At 66.3% G+C, this 15,190-nt stretch carries 10 protein-coding genes and 1 pseudogene; 9 read left to right on the top strand and 2 right to left on the bottom strand.

The window, feature by feature from the left end:
* Window positions 1–165: 165 nt before the first annotated feature.
* From rplJ to ACLJWH_RS12250, 5 genes are all read left to right on the top strand, one after another.
* Window positions 166–717: a 50S ribosomal protein L10 gene (rplJ, locus tag ACLJWH_RS12270; protein ID WP_411141656.1), complete on the top strand. Its 552-nt coding sequence runs from the start codon at window positions 166–168 to the stop codon at window positions 715–717.
* A gap of 81 nt (window positions 718–798) precedes the next feature.
* On the top strand, window positions 799–1,182 hold the full coding sequence (gene rplL / locus ACLJWH_RS12265; protein WP_411141655.1) for a 50S ribosomal protein L7/L12: 384 nt from the start codon (window positions 799–801) through the stop codon (window positions 1,180–1,182).
* A gap of 626 nt (window positions 1,183–1,808) precedes the next feature.
* The gene (gene rpoB / locus ACLJWH_RS12260) at window positions 1,809–5,294 is read left to right on the top strand and encodes a DNA-directed RNA polymerase subunit beta (protein ID WP_411141654.1); all 3,486 of its coding nucleotides are present in this window, start codon (window positions 1,809–1,811) and stop codon (window positions 5,292–5,294) included.
* 122 nt (window positions 5,295–5,416) lie between these two features.
* Window positions 5,417–9,316, top strand: coding sequence for a DNA-directed RNA polymerase subunit beta' (locus ACLJWH_RS12255; RefSeq protein WP_411141812.1), 3,900 nt, complete (start codon window positions 5,417–5,419; stop codon window positions 9,314–9,316).
* A gap of 306 nt (window positions 9,317–9,622) precedes the next feature.
* Window positions 9,623–10,099: a DUF1707 and DUF4190 domain-containing protein gene (locus tag ACLJWH_RS12250; protein ID WP_411141811.1), complete on the top strand. Its 477-nt coding sequence runs from the start codon at window positions 9,623–9,625 to the stop codon at window positions 10,097–10,099.
* Window positions 10,100–10,541: 442 nt separating this feature from the next.
* Here ACLJWH_RS12250 and ACLJWH_RS12245 read toward each other — a convergent pair.
* Window positions 10,542–11,053: pseudogene (locus tag ACLJWH_RS12245) on the bottom strand (2-oxo acid dehydrogenase subunit E2).
* Window positions 11,054–11,263: 210 nt separating this feature from the next.
* Window positions 11,264–11,455, bottom strand: a complete 192-nt coding sequence (locus tag ACLJWH_RS12240; protein WP_411141653.1) for a hypothetical protein — start codon at window positions 11,453–11,455, stop codon at window positions 11,264–11,266.
* A gap of 11 nt (window positions 11,456–11,466) precedes the next feature.
* Here ACLJWH_RS12240 and ACLJWH_RS12235 point away from each other — a divergent pair, with 11 nt between their 5' ends.
* From ACLJWH_RS12235 to fusA, 4 genes are all read left to right on the top strand, one after another.
* Window positions 11,467–11,628 carry a hypothetical protein gene (locus tag ACLJWH_RS12235; RefSeq protein WP_411141652.1) on the top strand — a complete coding sequence of 54 codons (162 nt, stop codon included), beginning with the start codon at window positions 11,467–11,469 and terminating at the stop codon, window positions 11,626–11,628.
* A gap of 396 nt (window positions 11,629–12,024) precedes the next feature.
* On the top strand, window positions 12,025–12,396 hold the full coding sequence (rpsL, locus tag ACLJWH_RS12230; RefSeq protein WP_030062899.1) for a 30S ribosomal protein S12: 372 nt from the start codon (window positions 12,025–12,027) through the stop codon (window positions 12,394–12,396).
* 2 nt (window positions 12,397–12,398) lie between these two features.
* Window positions 12,399–12,869, top strand: coding sequence for a 30S ribosomal protein S7 (gene rpsG, locus ACLJWH_RS12225; RefSeq protein WP_030986135.1), 471 nt, complete (start codon window positions 12,399–12,401; stop codon window positions 12,867–12,869).
* Window positions 12,870–12,908: 39 nt separating this feature from the next.
* Complete coding sequence (gene fusA, locus ACLJWH_RS12220) at window positions 12,909–15,032, top strand: elongation factor G (RefSeq protein WP_052859606.1); 2,124 nt, start codon at window positions 12,909–12,911, stop codon at window positions 15,030–15,032.
* Window positions 15,033–15,190 lie beyond the last annotated feature (158 nt).

Here is a 15,190-nt window from a genome sequence, read left to right as displayed (position 1 = left end):
GGTGGCCGAAGGATCCGCTAGCTGCGGACGGCCTGCGCAGGTATGTGTGGATGAACTCCTGGACGTATGTCTGGTCGAGTCACGCCCCGTGCGCCTGCGCCGGGGCGTTTGTTTTGCCCAGCCCCTTCTGCGCGGTCCTCATCACCCGGAAGGAGGCCGAGGCTCATGGCGAGGCCCGACAAGGTCACAGCCGTCGAGGACATCACGGACAAGTTCCGCAACTCCAACGCTGCTGTAGTGACCGCGTACACCGGTCTTACCGTTGCGCAGCTCAAGGAGCTGCGTCGTTCGCTCGGTGAGAACGCTCAGTACCGTGTGGTGAAGAACACGCTGACCAAGATTGCGGCCAATGAGGCCGGGATTCAGCTGGACGAGCACTTCAAGGGCTCGACCGCTGTCGCCTTCGTCACCGGTGACCCGGTCACGGCGGCGAAGGGTCTTCGTGACTTCGCCAAGGAGAACCCGAATCTCGTCATCAAGGGCGGTGTCCTTGATGGCAAGGCGCTGACCGCCGACGAGATCAAGAAGCTTGCGGACCTCGAGTCCCGCGAGGTTCTGCTCGCCAAGCTGGCGGGTGGCATGAAGGCGTCCATGGCCAAGGCCGCGGCGACTTTCCAGGCCCCGCTCACGAAGTTCGTCCGCACCGCGGACGCGCTTCGCGGCAAGGTCGAGCAGGGCGGTGCCGGTACGCCGGCTCCCGCCGAGGCCGCGGAGTAACCCACTCCGTGGTCCAGCGGGCCCGTACGCCCGCCGACATGTACATCCGGCACCAGCCGAATTAGTGGAAGGACCGCCACCATGGCGAAGCTCAGCCAGGAAGACCTGCTCGCGCAGTTCGAGGAAATGACCCTCATCGAGCTCTCCGAGTTCGTGAAGAAGTTCGAGGAGAAGTTCGACGTCGAGGCTGCCGCTCCGGTCGCCGTCGCCGCGGGCGTCCCGGGTGCCCCGGCCGCCGCCGAGGCCGAGGAGCAGGACGAGTTCGACGTCGTCCTCACCGGCGCCGGCGACAAGAAGATCCAGGTCATCAAGGTCGTGCGTGAGCTGACCTCCCTGGGCCTGAAGGAGGCCAAGGACCTCGTCGACGGCACCCCGAAGCCCGTCCTGGAGAAGGTCGACAAGGCCGCCGCGGACAAGGCCGCCGAGTCCCTCAAGGCCGCCGGCGCGTCCGTCGAGGTCAAGTGACCTCACTGAGTCTCCGACTCACGTTCTGAGCGCCTCAGGCGCACCGGGACACAGCGAAGGGCGATCACCCATGCGGGTGGTCGCCCTTCGGCGTGCTCGCCACGGCTGCGTTGCCTCGGGCCGGAGTGCGAGTATGGTGATCTTCGTTGCCCGGACGCGCCCCATGTGACGATCTCTCCGGAGGCGAGGGGCCTTGACGAACCGGTCGTGGCGCGCAATTCTCGGGACGCGGCGCAGAAGCGATCCAGGGTCCGAGGCATGGATCGCCGACGAAGAGGGAAGCATCGGTGTGCGCCACTGGCGCAGGGCTTTCGGCAGGCGCAGGGCATTGGGCGAAGAGAAGAACAACGAGGGACTCCTCCGGATCGGAGGGTGTTACCTCCCGGAGGGAGAAGATCGGTATCACGGTGCTGAACCGGTCTCCGGAATCTCGCTCTGGACATCAGTGTGCCAAGTGGCTACACTGACCCTTTGCGCTGCCTGTTAGCTGCTCCCTGCCCGTCACCAGGGGCATGCCCGAGCCCGAGCACTGTCGGAAGATCCGCCCTGACCTGGGCCTTCCCTAGATCGCTCGATTCGGGACCGGTACGCGCGTAGTGAGTCCGAGCCCTCGGAAGGACCCCCTCTTGGCCGCCTCGCGCAACGCCTCGACTGCCAATACGAACAACGGCGACAGCACCGCCCCGCTGCGCATCTCCTTTGCGAAGATCAAGGAGCCCCTCGGGGTTCCGAACCTCCTTGCGCTGCAGACCGAAAGCTTCGACTGGCTGCTCGGCAATGCCGCATGGAAGGGTCGCGTCGAGGCTGCGCTGGAGAGTGGGCAGGAAGTCCCCACCAAGTCCGGTCTCGAAGAGATCTTTGAAGAGATCTCGCCGATCGAAGACTTCTCCGGGTCGATGTCGCTGACGTTCCGCGACCACCGCTTCGAGCCCCCGAAGAACTCCATCGACGAGTGCAAGGAGCGCGACTTCACGTACGCGGCTCCGCTCTTCGTCACCGCCGAGTTCACCAACAACGAGACCGGCGAGATCAAGTCCCAGACGGTCTTCATGGGCGACTTCCCGCTCATGACGAACAAGGGCACCTTCTGCATCAACGGCACCGAGCGTGTCGTCGTCTCGCAGCTGGTCCGCTCGCCGGGCGTCTACTTCGACAGCTCCATCGACAAGACGTCCGACAAGGACATCTTCTCGGCCAAGGTCATCCCGTCCCGTGGTGCCTGGCTGGAGCTGGAGATCGACAAGCGCGACATGGTCGGTGTCCGCATCGACCGCAAGCGCAAGCAGTCCGTCACCGTTCTGCTCAAGGCTCTCGGCTGGACGACCGAGCAGATCCTGGAGGAGTTCGGCGAGTACGAGTCCATGCGCGCCACCCTGGAGAAGGACCACACCCAGGGCCAGGACGACGCGCTGCTGGACATCTACCGCAAGCTGCGTCCGGGCGAGCCGCCGACCCGTGAGGCCGCGCAGACGCTGCTGGAGAACCTCTACTTCAACCCGAAGCGCTACGACCTCGCGAAGGTCGGCCGCTACAAGGTCAACAAGAAGCTCGGCGGCGACGAGCCGCTGGACGCCGGCGTGCTGACCACGGACGACGTCATCGCGACGATCAAGTACCTGGTCAAGCTGCACGCGGGTGAGACCGAGACGACCGGCGAGTCCGGCCGGACGATCGTCGTCGAGACCGACGACATCGACCACTTCGGCAACCGCCGTCTGCGCAACGTCGGCGAGCTCATCCAGAACCAGGTCCGTACGGGTCTGGCGCGGATGGAGCGCGTCGTGCGGGAGCGCATGACCACCCAGGACGTCGAGGCGATCACGCCGCAGACCCTGATCAACATCCGGCCGGTCGTCGCCTCCATCAAGGAGTTCTTCGGCACCAGCCAGCTGTCCCAGTTCATGGACCAGACCAACCCGCTGTCGGGTCTGACCCACAAGCGCCGTCTGTCGGCGCTCGGCCCGGGTGGTCTGTCGCGTGAGCGGGCCGGCCTGGACGTCCGTGACGTGCACCCCTCGCACTACGGCCGCATGTGCCCGATCGAGACGCCGGAAGGCCCGAACATCGGCCTGATCGGTTCGCTCGCCTCGTACGGCCGGGTCAACGTCTTCGGCTTCATCGAGACGCCGTACCGCAAGGTCGTCGACGGCCAGGTCACCGAGGAGGTGGACTACCTCACAGCCGATGAGGAGGACCGCTTCCTGATCGCGCAGGCCAACGCGCCGCTGACCGAGGACATGCGGTTCGCCGAGCAGCGTGTGCTGGTCCGCCGCCGTGGCGGCGAGGTCGACCTCGTCACCGCCGAAGAGGTCGACTTCATGGACGTCTCGCCGCGCCAGATGGTGTCGGCGGCGACCGCCATGATCCCGTTCCTGGAGCACGACGACGCCAACCGCGCGCTCATGGGATCGAACATGATGCGCCAGGCGGTTCCGCTGATCAAGGCGGAGTCCCCGCTGGTCGGCACCGGTATGGAGTACCGCTGCGCGGTCGACGCCGGTGACGTCATCAAGGCGGAGAAGGACGGTGTGGTCCAGGAGGTCTCCGCGGACTACGTCACCGTCGCCAACGACGACGGCACGTACACCACGTACCGCGTCGCGAAGTTCACCCGCTCCAACCAGGGCACCTCCTTCAACCAGAAGGTCGTCGTGGACGAGGGCGCGCGGGTCATCGAGGGCCAGGTCCTCGCCGACGGTCCGTCCACGGACGAAGGCGAGATGGCGCTCGGCAAGAACCTGCTCGTCGCGTTCATGCCGTGGGAGGGCCACAACTACGAGGACGCGATCATCCTGTCGCAGCGCCTCGTGCAGGACGACGTCCTCTCCTCGATCCACATCGAGGAGCACGAGGTCGACGCCCGTGACACCAAGCTCGGCCCGGAGGAGATCACCCGGGACATCCCGAACGTCTCCGAGGAGGTCCTCTCGGACCTCGACGAGCGCGGCATCATCCGTATCGGTGCCGAGGTCGTGGCCGGCGACATCCTCGTCGGCAAGGTCACGCCCAAGGGTGAGACCGAGCTGACCCCCGAGGAGCGCCTGCTGCGCGCGATCTTCGGCGAGAAGGCGCGCGAGGTGCGCGACACCTCGCTGAAGGTGCCGCACGGTGAGATCGGCAAGGTCATCGGCGTCCGCGTCTTCGACCGCGAAGAGGGCGACGAGCTGCCCCCGGGCGTGAACCAGCTGGTCCGCGTCTACGTCGCCCAGAAGCGCAAGATCACCGACGGCGACAAGCTCGCCGGCCGGCACGGCAACAAGGGCGTCATCTCGAAGATCCTGCCGGTCGAGGACATGCCGTTCCTGGAGGACGGCACCCCGGTCGACATCATCCTCAACCCGCTGGGTGTCCCGTCCCGAATGAACCCGGGACAGGTCCTGGAGATCCACCTCGGCTGGCTCGCCAGCCAGGGCTGGAAGGTCGAGGGTGACGACCAGGACTGGAAGAAGCGCCTCCACGCCATCTCCGCCGACGAGGTCGCCCCCGGCTCCAACGTCGCCACCCCGGTGTTCGACGGTGCGCGCGAGGACGAGATCTCCGGACTCTTCGAGTCCACGATCCCGAACCGTGACGGCGAGCGCATGGTGAAGGGCTCCGGCAAGGCGCGGATGTTCGACGGCCGCTCCGGTGAGCCGTTCCCGGACCCGATCTCGATCGGGTACATGTACATCCTCAAGCTGCACCACCTGGTCGACGACAAGCTGCACGCGCGGTCGACCGGTCCGTACTCGATGATCACCCAGCAGCCGCTGGGTGGTAAGGCCCAGTTCGGTGGCCAGCGCTTCGGAGAGATGGAGGTGTGGGCGCTGGAGGCTTACGGCGCCGCGTACGCCCTCCAGGAGCTGCTGACGATCAAGTCCGATGACGTGACCGGCCGCGTGAAGGTCTACGAGGCCATCGTCAAGGGCGAGAACATCCCCGAGCCCGGCATTCCCGAATCCTTCAAGGTGCTCATCAAGGAGATGCAGTCCCTGTGCCTCAACGTGGAGGTGCTGTCCTCGGACGGTATGTCCATCGAGATGCGGGACACCGACGAGGACGTCTTCCGCGCTGCGGAGGAGCTCGGTATCGACCTGTCCCGGCGCGAGCCGAGCAGCGTCGAAGAGGTCTGACGGGTCTGGCCGGGGCCTCCTGACGGAGGCCCCGGCTAACCCCGGACCCCCAGACCATGATTGAGACTCGACCCTGGCAGCGACAATTGTCGGGGGAACCCCCGAAGGTGGGATTGACGACAGTGCTCGACGTCAACTTCTTCGACGAGCTGCGGATCGGCCTCGCTACCGCTGACGACATCCGTCAGTGGTCCCACGGCGAGGTCAAGAAGCCGGAGACCATCAACTACCGCACCCTCAAGCCCGAAAAGGACGGACTCTTCTGCGAGAAGATCTTCGGTCCGACCCGGGACTGGGAGTGCTACTGCGGTAAGTACAAGCGCGTCCGCTTCAAGGGCATCATCTGCGAGCGCTGCGGCGTCGAGGTCACTCGCGCCAAGGTGCGTCGTGAGCGGATGGGTCACATCGAGCTGGCCGCTCCCGTTACCCACATCTGGTACTTCAAGGGCGTGCCGAGCCGGCTGGGCTACCTGCTGGACCTCGCGCCCAAGGACCTCGAAAAGGTCATCTACTTCGCCGCCTACATGATCACGTGGGTGGACGAGGAGCGCCGTACGCGCGACCTGCCCTCGCTGGAGGCGCACGTCTCCGTCGAGCGTCAGCAGATCGAGCAGCGCCGCGACGCCGACCTGGAGGCCCGCGCCAAGAAGCTCGAGACCGACCTGGCCGAGCTGGAGGCCGAGGGCGCCAAGGCCGATGTGCGCCGCAAGGTGCGCGAGGGTGCCGAGCGTGAGATGAAGCAGCTGCGTGACCGTGCGCAGCGCGAGATCGACCGCCTCGACGAGGTCTGGAACCGCTTCAAGAACCTCAAGGTCCAGGACCTGGAGGGCGACGAGCTGCTCTACCGCGAGCTGCGTGACCGCTTCGGCACGTACTTCGACGGCTCCATGGGTGCCGCCGCGCTCCAGAAGCGTCTGGAGACCTTCGACCTGGAGGAGGAGGCCGAGCGCCTCCGCGAGATCATCCGGACCGGCAAGGGCCAGAAGAAGACCCGGGCGCTCAAGCGTCTCAAGGTCGTCTCCGCCTTCCTCCAGACCCGCAACAGCCCCAAGGGCATGGTGCTGGACTGCATCCCGGTGATCCCGCCGGACCTGCGTCCGATGGTGCAGCTGGACGGTGGCCGCTTCGCGACCTCCGACCTGAACGACCTGTACCGCCGCGTGATCAACCGCAACAACCGCCTGAAGCGGCTTCTCGACCTCGGTGCGCCCGAGATCATCGTGAACAACGAGAAGCGCATGCTCCAGGAGGCCGTGGACGCCCTCTTCGACAACGGTCGTCGTGGTCGCCCGGTGACCGGTCCCGGTAACCGTCCGCTGAAGTCCCTGAGCGACATGCTCAAGGGCAAGCAGGGCCGTTTCCGTCAGAACCTGCTCGGTAAGCGAGTCGACTACTCGGCGCGTTCCGTCATCGTCGTCGGCCCGCAGCTCAAGCTGCACCAGTGCGGTCTGCCGAAGGCCATGGCGCTGGAGCTCTTCAAGCCGTTCGTGATGAAGCGCCTGGTCGACCTGAACCACGCGCAGAACATCAAGTCGGCCAAGCGCATGGTCGAGCGCGGCCGCACGGTCGTCTACGACGTGCTCGAAGAGGTCATCGCCGAGCACCCGGTGCTGCTGAACCGTGCGCCGACCCTGCACCGTCTGGGTATCCAGGCGTTCGAGCCGCAGCTGGTCGAGGGCAAGGCCATCCAGATCCACCCGCTCGTCTGCACCGCGTTCAACGCGGACTTCGACGGTGACCAGATGGCCGTCCACCTCCCGCTGTCCGCGGAGGCCCAGGCCGAGGCCCGCATCCTGATGCTGTCCTCGAACAACATCCTCAAGCCGGCCGACGGCCGTCCGGTCACCATGCCGACCCAGGACATGGTGCTCGGTCTCTTCTTCCTCACCACGGATGAAGAGGAGCGCGAGGTCATCGGTGAGGGCCGGTCCTTCGGCTCGGTCGCCGAGGCCATCATGGCCTTCGACAACCGGGAGCTCTCGCTCCAGGCCAAGGTCGACATCCGCTTCCCGATCGGCACCGTCCCGCCCCGTGGCTGGACTCCGCCGGTGCAGGAGGAGGGTGAGCCCGAGTGGCAGCAGGGTGACAGCTTCCGGCTGCGGACGACCCTGGGCCGTGCGCTCTTCAACGAGCTGCTGCCCGAGGACTACCCGTTCGTCGACTACTCGGTGGGCAAGAAGCAGCTCTCCGCGATCGTCAACGACCTGGCCGAGCGCTACCCCAAGGTCATCGTGGCGGCGACGCTCGACAACCTGAAGGCGGCCGGTTTCCACTGGGCGACCCGTTCCGGCGTCACCGTCGCCGTCTCGGACATCGTCGTCCCGGAGGCCAAGAAGGCCATCGTCCGCGGCTACGAGGCGCAGGACGAGAAGGTTCAGAAGCAGTACGAGCGCGGTCTGATCACCAAGGACGAGCGCACGCAGGAGCTCATCAACATCTGGACCAAGGCGACCAACGAGGTTGCCGAGGCGATGAATGAGAACTTCCCGAAGACCAACCCCATCTTCATGATGGTGGACTCCGGTGCTCGCGGAAACATGATGCAGATGCGTCAGATCGCGGGTATGCGTGGTCTGGTGTCCAACGCCAAGAACGAGACCATCCCGCGGCCCATCAAGGCGTCGTTCCGTGAGGGTCTGTCCGTGCTGGAGTACTTCATCTCCACGCACGGTGCCCGTAAGGGTCTGGCGGACACCGCTCTGCGTACCGCCGACTCGGGTTACCTCACCCGTCGTCTGGTGGACGTCTCGCAGGACGTCATCATCCGCGAGGAGGACTGCGGCACCGAGCGCGGTCTGAAGCTGCGGATCGCCTCGAAGGGTGCCGACGGCGTCCTGCGCAAGGCGGACGACGTCGAGTCCAGCGTGTACGCGCGGATGCTGGCCGAGGACGTCGTCGTCGACGGCAAGGTCATCGGCCCCGCCAACGTCGACCTGGGCGATGTCCTCATCGACCAGCTCGTCGCGCACGGTGTCGAGGAGGTCAAGACCCGTTCGGTCCTGACCTGTGAGTCCGCGGTGGGCACCTGTGCCTTCTGCTACGGCCGTTCGCTGGCCACCGGCAAGCTGGTCGACATCGGTGAGGCGGTCGGCATCATCGCCGCCCAGTCCATCGGTGAGCCCGGCACCCAGCTGACGATGCGTACCTTCCACACCGGTGGTGTGGCCGGTGACGACATCACCCTGGGTCTGCCGCGTGTCGTCGAGCTCTTCGAGGCCCGTACGCCCAAGGGTGTCGCCCCGATCTCGGAGGCGGCCGGCCGCGTCCGTATCGAGGAGACCGAGAAGACCAAGAAGCTCGTCGTCACCCCGGACGACGGCAGCGACGAGACCGCCTACGGCGTCTCCAAGCGTGCCCGTCTCCTGGTGGGCGAGGGTGACCACGTCCAGGTCGGCCAGCCGCTGACCGTGGGTGCGATCAACCCGCACGACGTGCTGCGGATCCTCGGCCAGCGGGCCGTCCAGGTCCACCTGGTCGGCGAGGTCCAGAAGGTCTACAACAACCAGGGCGTGGCGATCCACGACAAGCACATCGAGATCATCATCCGGCAGATGCTGCGCCGCGTGACGATCATCGAGTCCGGCGACGCGGAGCTGCTGCCGGGCGAGCTGGTGGAGCGTACGAAGTTCGAGGGCGAGAACCGTCGTGTGGTGGCGGAAGGCGGCCACCCGGCCTCCGGCCGTCCGCAGCTGATGGGTATCACCAAGGCTTCGCTGGCCACCGAGTCCTGGCTGTCGGCGGCGTCCTTCCAGGAGACGACCCGGGTGCTGACCGACGCGGCGATCAACGCCAAGTCGGACTCCCTGATCGGCCTCAAGGAGAACGTCATCATCGGTAAGCTCATCCCGGCCGGTACGGGTCTGTCCCGTTACCGCAACATCCGGGTCGAGCCCACCGAGGAGGCCAAGGCCGCGATGTACTCGGCCGTCGGTTACGACGACATCGACTACTCGCCCTTCGGCACCGGCTCCGGCCAGGCGGTCCCGCTGGAGGACTACGACTACGGTCCGTACAACCAGTAAGCGTTGCCGGTACGTCCGGTTGCGCGTGGTACGCAGGGCGGTCACCCCGATGGGGGTGGCCGCCCTGCGGCGTTGCGGGGCGCCGCCGGCCCGCTTCCGCCGGGGCGCCGCGGGTCCGTACCGGTGCCCCGCGCCGCGGTGTCGGGCGGTTTCGCGCCCTGAGGGAACTTGGCCTCCCTCCACTGCGTCTGTGATGAGAGGATGAAGGCTCATGATGAGGGCTCACTATCGAGCGGGGGAGGTCGCGTGGCGTTTCAGCCCTGGCAGGGCGGGCAGCCCGCTCAGCCGTCGAATCAGGTGCCGGCCATGCGTGCCTCGCACGCCGATCGCGAGCGGGCGGTCGATGTACTGAAGGCGGGCTTCGCCGAGGGGCGGCTGCCGCAGGCCGAGTACGAGCAGCGGATCGGTCGCGCCTATGAGGCGAAGACCCACTCCGAGCTCCAGATGCTGGTCTCGGACCTGCCGCAGGGTCCTGCTCCGCAGGCGCAGTTCGAGCCGCGGCCGGTGCCGGCGACGTTCATGCCGATGCAGATGCCGCCGCCGGTGCGTACCAACAGCACTGCGACCGGTGCGCTGGTCTGCGGGATCCTCTCGCTGCCGACCTGGGGGCTGACCTCGATCCCGGCCGTGATCCTGGGCCACAAGGCGCGTGCGGAGATCCGCCGGACCGGTGAGCGCGGGGACGGCCAGGCGCTCGCCGGCCTGGTGATGGGCTGGCTGGGCATCGGCGGCTGGGCGTTGCTCCTGCTGGGGATCGCCTTCGCGGTCATCTTCGGCCACTGAGGGCGCGGCCCTTCGGGCCTGCCTCTGCCGGTCCACCGGGAGGCGCGGTCGTCGCGGCTGTGTCTCTCCTCGCTTTTTTCTTTGTTTTCGCGCTGTTCCGGAAGCCGCCTCTCGGCACGCGAGAGGCGGCTTCCTTTGTTGCGTTATTGTTGCGTGCGTGGCTTCACGTATTCGGTGAGGGGTGCGGTTCCTGGGCCGGGAGTTGTGATGCGGAGGATGCGTTTCGCTCCCTTGGAGCATGTCTTGAATTCGGATCAAGACTTGTCAGGTTGGGTGTGAAGAATGGGGGATCTGGGGGACGGTGCCATCGGGTCACCGGTTTCGCCGCCGTGCGCATGCGGGGATGCAGCGCGTGAAATTCGGCATTGCTTATCCCGATCATTGGACACCCTGCTGACCAGCCGTCGCGGTATGCGCCGGCAGGCGCGGGCCAGCTGAACGACTACGGTACAGCGGTCGCGGGCTGCTCCTCGGCCCGCTGTGTCACGTGCCGCAGGAAGGCGGCTGCTGCCTCGGCGTCGCATACGCGATGGTCGAAGGTGAGCGAGAATGTGGCCATCTTGCGCACGGCGAGCTGTTCCTCGACGACCCATGGCCGGCCCGTGATGGATCCGATGCCAAGCATTGCCGCTTCGGGGATATCGAGCAGCGGTGTGACTCCGGCTGTCCCGAAAATTCCATAATTGTTTAGCGTGAAAGTACCGTCGCTCATATCGGCCGGTGCGAGGGTTCCCGCGCAGGCCGTGCCGACGAGTTCATGAATGGCCGGACGAGGGAATCCGTATCGTACTTCTGGGCATTCCGCAGCATGGGGACGACCAGGCCGGTTTCCGCCTGTACGGCTATGCCCAGGCCGATGCCGGGGAATTGCAGAATCTCCGGGCGTTCGGTTTCCACGTGGGCATTCAGCCGGGGGAGGAGCGCCAGTGCCTCGATGCAGCACGTGCTGCACAGCGCCAGCAGGCCGGTGCGGCAGGGCTGGTGCCGGTCGTGGAGCGCGTCGCGCCGGGCGAGGCACCGGGAGGCCGGCGGCGGGACCGTAGCCGTCGACCAGCGCCGCCCGCATGCCGTGGCCGATGGCCTTGTGGGTGAGGGTGGGGGCGGCGGTCTGCGCGGCGAGTGGGACGCTGATGGCGTAGCCCGCGCCCTGCTGGTCCTCTTCCTCTACTCCGACGTCACCGAGGACGACGGCCCCACCCGGGTGCGCGTCGGCTCCCACCTGGAGTGCCTCCGCTGCTGGAGCCGGCGGGGGAGGCGGGCATGTCCCTGCGCACCCTCATCGACCAGCTCAGCTGCACCGAGGGCCGCCCCGAGGCGCTGGTCACCGGAGAGGCCGGTGACGTATATCTCGTCCACCCCCCTTCACCGTGCACTCCGCCCAGGAGCGCCGGGGCGAGGAGCCCCGTTTCCTGGCCCAGCCGCAGCTCTTCCCCCAGGGCACGCTGGTCGTGGACGGCGGGCCCGGCACCGAGTACAACGCCGTGGAACGAGCCATCCGCAAGGGCCTGGGCCGCTCCGACCAGGGCTGACACCCCGCGGCCGCCAGGAAGGCGCCGCTTCTCCGACGGATGAGTGATCGGCCGGTGGCCGACATCCGACCGAGAAGCGGCGCCTTCCTTCCGTAGGGGCGCCAGGCCAACTACGGTGGCTCCAACATCGCCGTGTCCGGCGTTTCCTTCGCATGTGCATTTGTTTTGACCGCGACTGATGCGGTAGGTACGCTCTGACCTTGTGCCTGGGGTGTCCCTGGGTTCCTGCGTGTGCTGAAGATCACGTAGGGCCCGGGTCGACCGATTACCGGTCCGAGACACCGAAATCTGCGCCTTCCCTGCCTCTGGTGGGGGTTTGCAGCCTTCGACACACCCGACCGCGTGGGTCGGCGATGTTCCAGGTTAGTTGTACCGAGACGAGAAACCGGAGAAACGGTGCCTACGATCCAGCAGCTGGTCCGCAAGGGCCGCCAGGACAAGGTCGAGAAGAACAAGACACCCGCATTGGCGGGGTCGCCGCAGCGTCGTGGCACGTGCACGCGCGTCTTCACGACCACCCCGAAGAAGCCGAACTCGGCCCTCCGCAAGGTCGCGCGAGTCAAGCTGAGCAGTGGGATCGAGGTTACTGCCTACGTCCCGGGCGAGGGGCACAACCTCCAGGAGCACTCGATCGTGCTCGTGCGTGGTGGCCGTGTGAAGGACCTGCCGGGTGTTCGCTACAAGATCATCCGCGGCTCCCTCGACACGCAGGGCGTCAAGAACCGTAAGCAGGCCCGCAGCCGCTACGGCGCCAAGAAGGAGAAGTAAGAATGCCTCGTAAGGGCCCCGCCCCGAAGCGCCCGGTCATCATCGACCCGGTCTACGGTTCTCCTCTGGTGACCTCCCTCATCAACAAGGTGCTGCTGAACGGCAAGCGCTCCACCGCCGAGCGCATCGTTTACGGCGCCATGGAGGGTCTGCGCGAGAAGACCGGTAACGACCCGGTCATCACGCTCAAGCGCGCGCTGGAGAACATCAAGCCGACCCTTGAGGTCAAGTCCCGCCGTGTCGGTGGCGCGACCTACCAGGTCCCGATCGAGGTCAAGCCCGGTCGTGCCGCCACCCTCTCGCTCCGCTGGCTCGTGGGCTACTCCCGTGCCCGTCGCGAGAAGACCATGACCGAGCGCCTCATGAACGAACTGCTGGACGCCTCCAACGGCCTCGGCGCTTCGGTCAAGAAGCGTGAGGACACGCACAAGATGGCCGAGTCCAACAAGGCCTTCGCGCACTACCGCTGGTAGTCGCAACCCACATCGAGACCGAGAGAAGACTGAGCCGATATGGCCACCACTTCGCTTGACCTGGCCAAGGTCCGCAACATCGGGATCATGGCCCACATCGACGCGGGCAAGACGACCACCACCGAGCGGATCCTGTTCTACACCGGTGTCTCTTACAAGATCGGTGAAGTCCACGACGGCGCTGCCACGATGGACTGGATGGAGCAGGAGCAGGAGCGCGGCATCACGATCACGTCTGCCGCGACGACCTGCCACTGGCCGCTGAACAACGTCGACCACACCATCAACATCATCGACACCCCGGGCCACGTCGACTTCACCGTCGAGGTGGAGCGCTGCCTGCGCGTCCTCGACGGTGCGGTGACGGTGTTCGACGGCGTTGCCGGTGTTGAGCCGCAGTCCGAGACCGTCTGGCGTCAGGCGGACCGCTACGGCGTTCCGCGTATCTGCTTCGTCAACAAGCTCGACCGGACCGGCGCGGAGTTCCACCGCTGCGTCGACATGATCGTGGACCGCCTCGGCGCGGTGCCGCTGGTCATGCAGCTGCCGATCGGCACCGAGATGGACTTCAAGGGCGTCGTCGACCTCGTCAGCATGAAGGCCCTGGTCTGGTCCGCGGATGCTGCCAAGGGCGAGATGTACGACACTGTCGACATCCCCGACACGCACATCGAGGCGGCCGACGAGTGGCGCGGCAAGCTGCTCGAAGCCGTCGCGGAGAACGACGAAGCCATGATGGAGCTGTACCTGGAGGGCCAGGAGCCCACCGAGGAGCAGCTGCACGAGGCGATCCGTCGTATCACCATCGCCTCGACCGGCGCTGAGGGCACCACCACCGTCACCCCGGTGTTCTGCGGTACCGCCTTCAAGAACAAGGGCGTCCAGCCCCTGCTCGACGGCGTCGCCCGCTACCTCCCGTCGCCGCTGGACATCGGCGATGTCGAGGGCCAGTCGGTGAAGAACGCGGACGAGGTCATCGTCCGCAAGCCGTCCGACGACGAGCCGCTCGCGGCTCTCGCGTTCAAGATTGCGAGCGACCCCCACCTGGGCAAGCTCACCTTCATCCGGGTGTACTCGGGCCGCCTTGAGGCCGGCTCGCAGGTGCAGAACTCGGTGAAGGGCAAGAAGGAGCGCATCGGCAAGATCTACCGGATGCACGCGAACAAGCGTGAGGAGATCGAGTCGGTGGGTGCCGGTGACATCGTCGCCGTCATGGGTCTGAAGCAGACCACCACCGGTGAGACCCTCTGCGACTCCGCGCAGCCGGTGATCCTGGAGTCGATGGAATTCCCGGCTCCGGTCATCCAGGTCGCCATTGAGCCCAAGTCCAAGGGCGACCAGGAGAAGCTGGGTGTCGCCATCCAGCGCCTCGCCGAAGAGGACCCGTCGTTCCAGGTTCACACCGACGACGAGACCGGCCAGACCATCATCGCGGGTATGGGCGAGCTGCACCTCGACGTGCTGGTCGACCGTATGCGCCGTGAGTTCCGGGTCGAGGCCAACGTCGGCAAGCCGCAGGTCGCGTACCGCGAGACCCTGCGCAAGGCCGTCGAGCGCCTCGACTACACGCACAAGAAGCAGACTGGTGGTTCCGGCCAGTTCGCGAAGGTGCAGATCGCCATCGCACCGCTTGAGGGCGACGGGTACGAGTTCGAGAACAAGGTCACCGGTGGCCGTATCCCGCGGGAGTACATCCCGTCCGTGGACGCGGGCTGCCAGGAGGCCATGGAGTTCGGTGTTCTCGCCGGCTACCCGCTGACCGGCGTCAAGGTCACGCTCCTCGACGGTGCGTACCACGAGGTCGACTCCTCCGAGATGGCGTTCAAGATCGCCGGTTCCATGGCCTTCAAGGAGGCCGCCCGCAAGGCCAGCCCGGCCCTGCTGGAGCCGATGATGAAGGTCGAGGTCACCACGCCCGAGGACTACATGGGCGATGTGATCGGCGACATCAACTCCCGCCGTGGACAGATTCAGTCCATGGAGGACCGCAGCGGCGCCAAGCTCGTCACGGGCCTGGTTCCCCTCTCGGAGATGTTCGGCTACGTCGGAGACCTCCGCAGCAAGACGTCGGGTCGCGCAAGCTACTCGATGCAGTTCGACTCCTACGCCGAGGTTCCCCGGAACGTCGCCGAGGAGATCATCGCGAAGGCCAAGGGCGAGTAGTTCCTGCTCCCGTTAGCCGGAACACGCTTTAGGCTTGACACCGTCTGCCGGGGCAAACCCCGCAATCCGTGAGGAATGCCCCGGCAGCCGGCACCCCAGCAAAGATCACCTGGCGCCGATGAGTAAGGCGTACAGAACCACTCCACAGGAGGACCCCA

It is taken from the genome of Streptomyces sp. x-80 (assembly GCF_046549095.1).
Classification (GTDB): Bacteria; Actinomycetota; Actinomycetes; order Streptomycetales; family Streptomycetaceae; genus Streptomyces; species Streptomyces celluloflavus.
The sequence above is the reverse complement of the archived record's forward strand: the minus strand, read 5'-3'. Positions and strand labels throughout refer to the sequence as shown.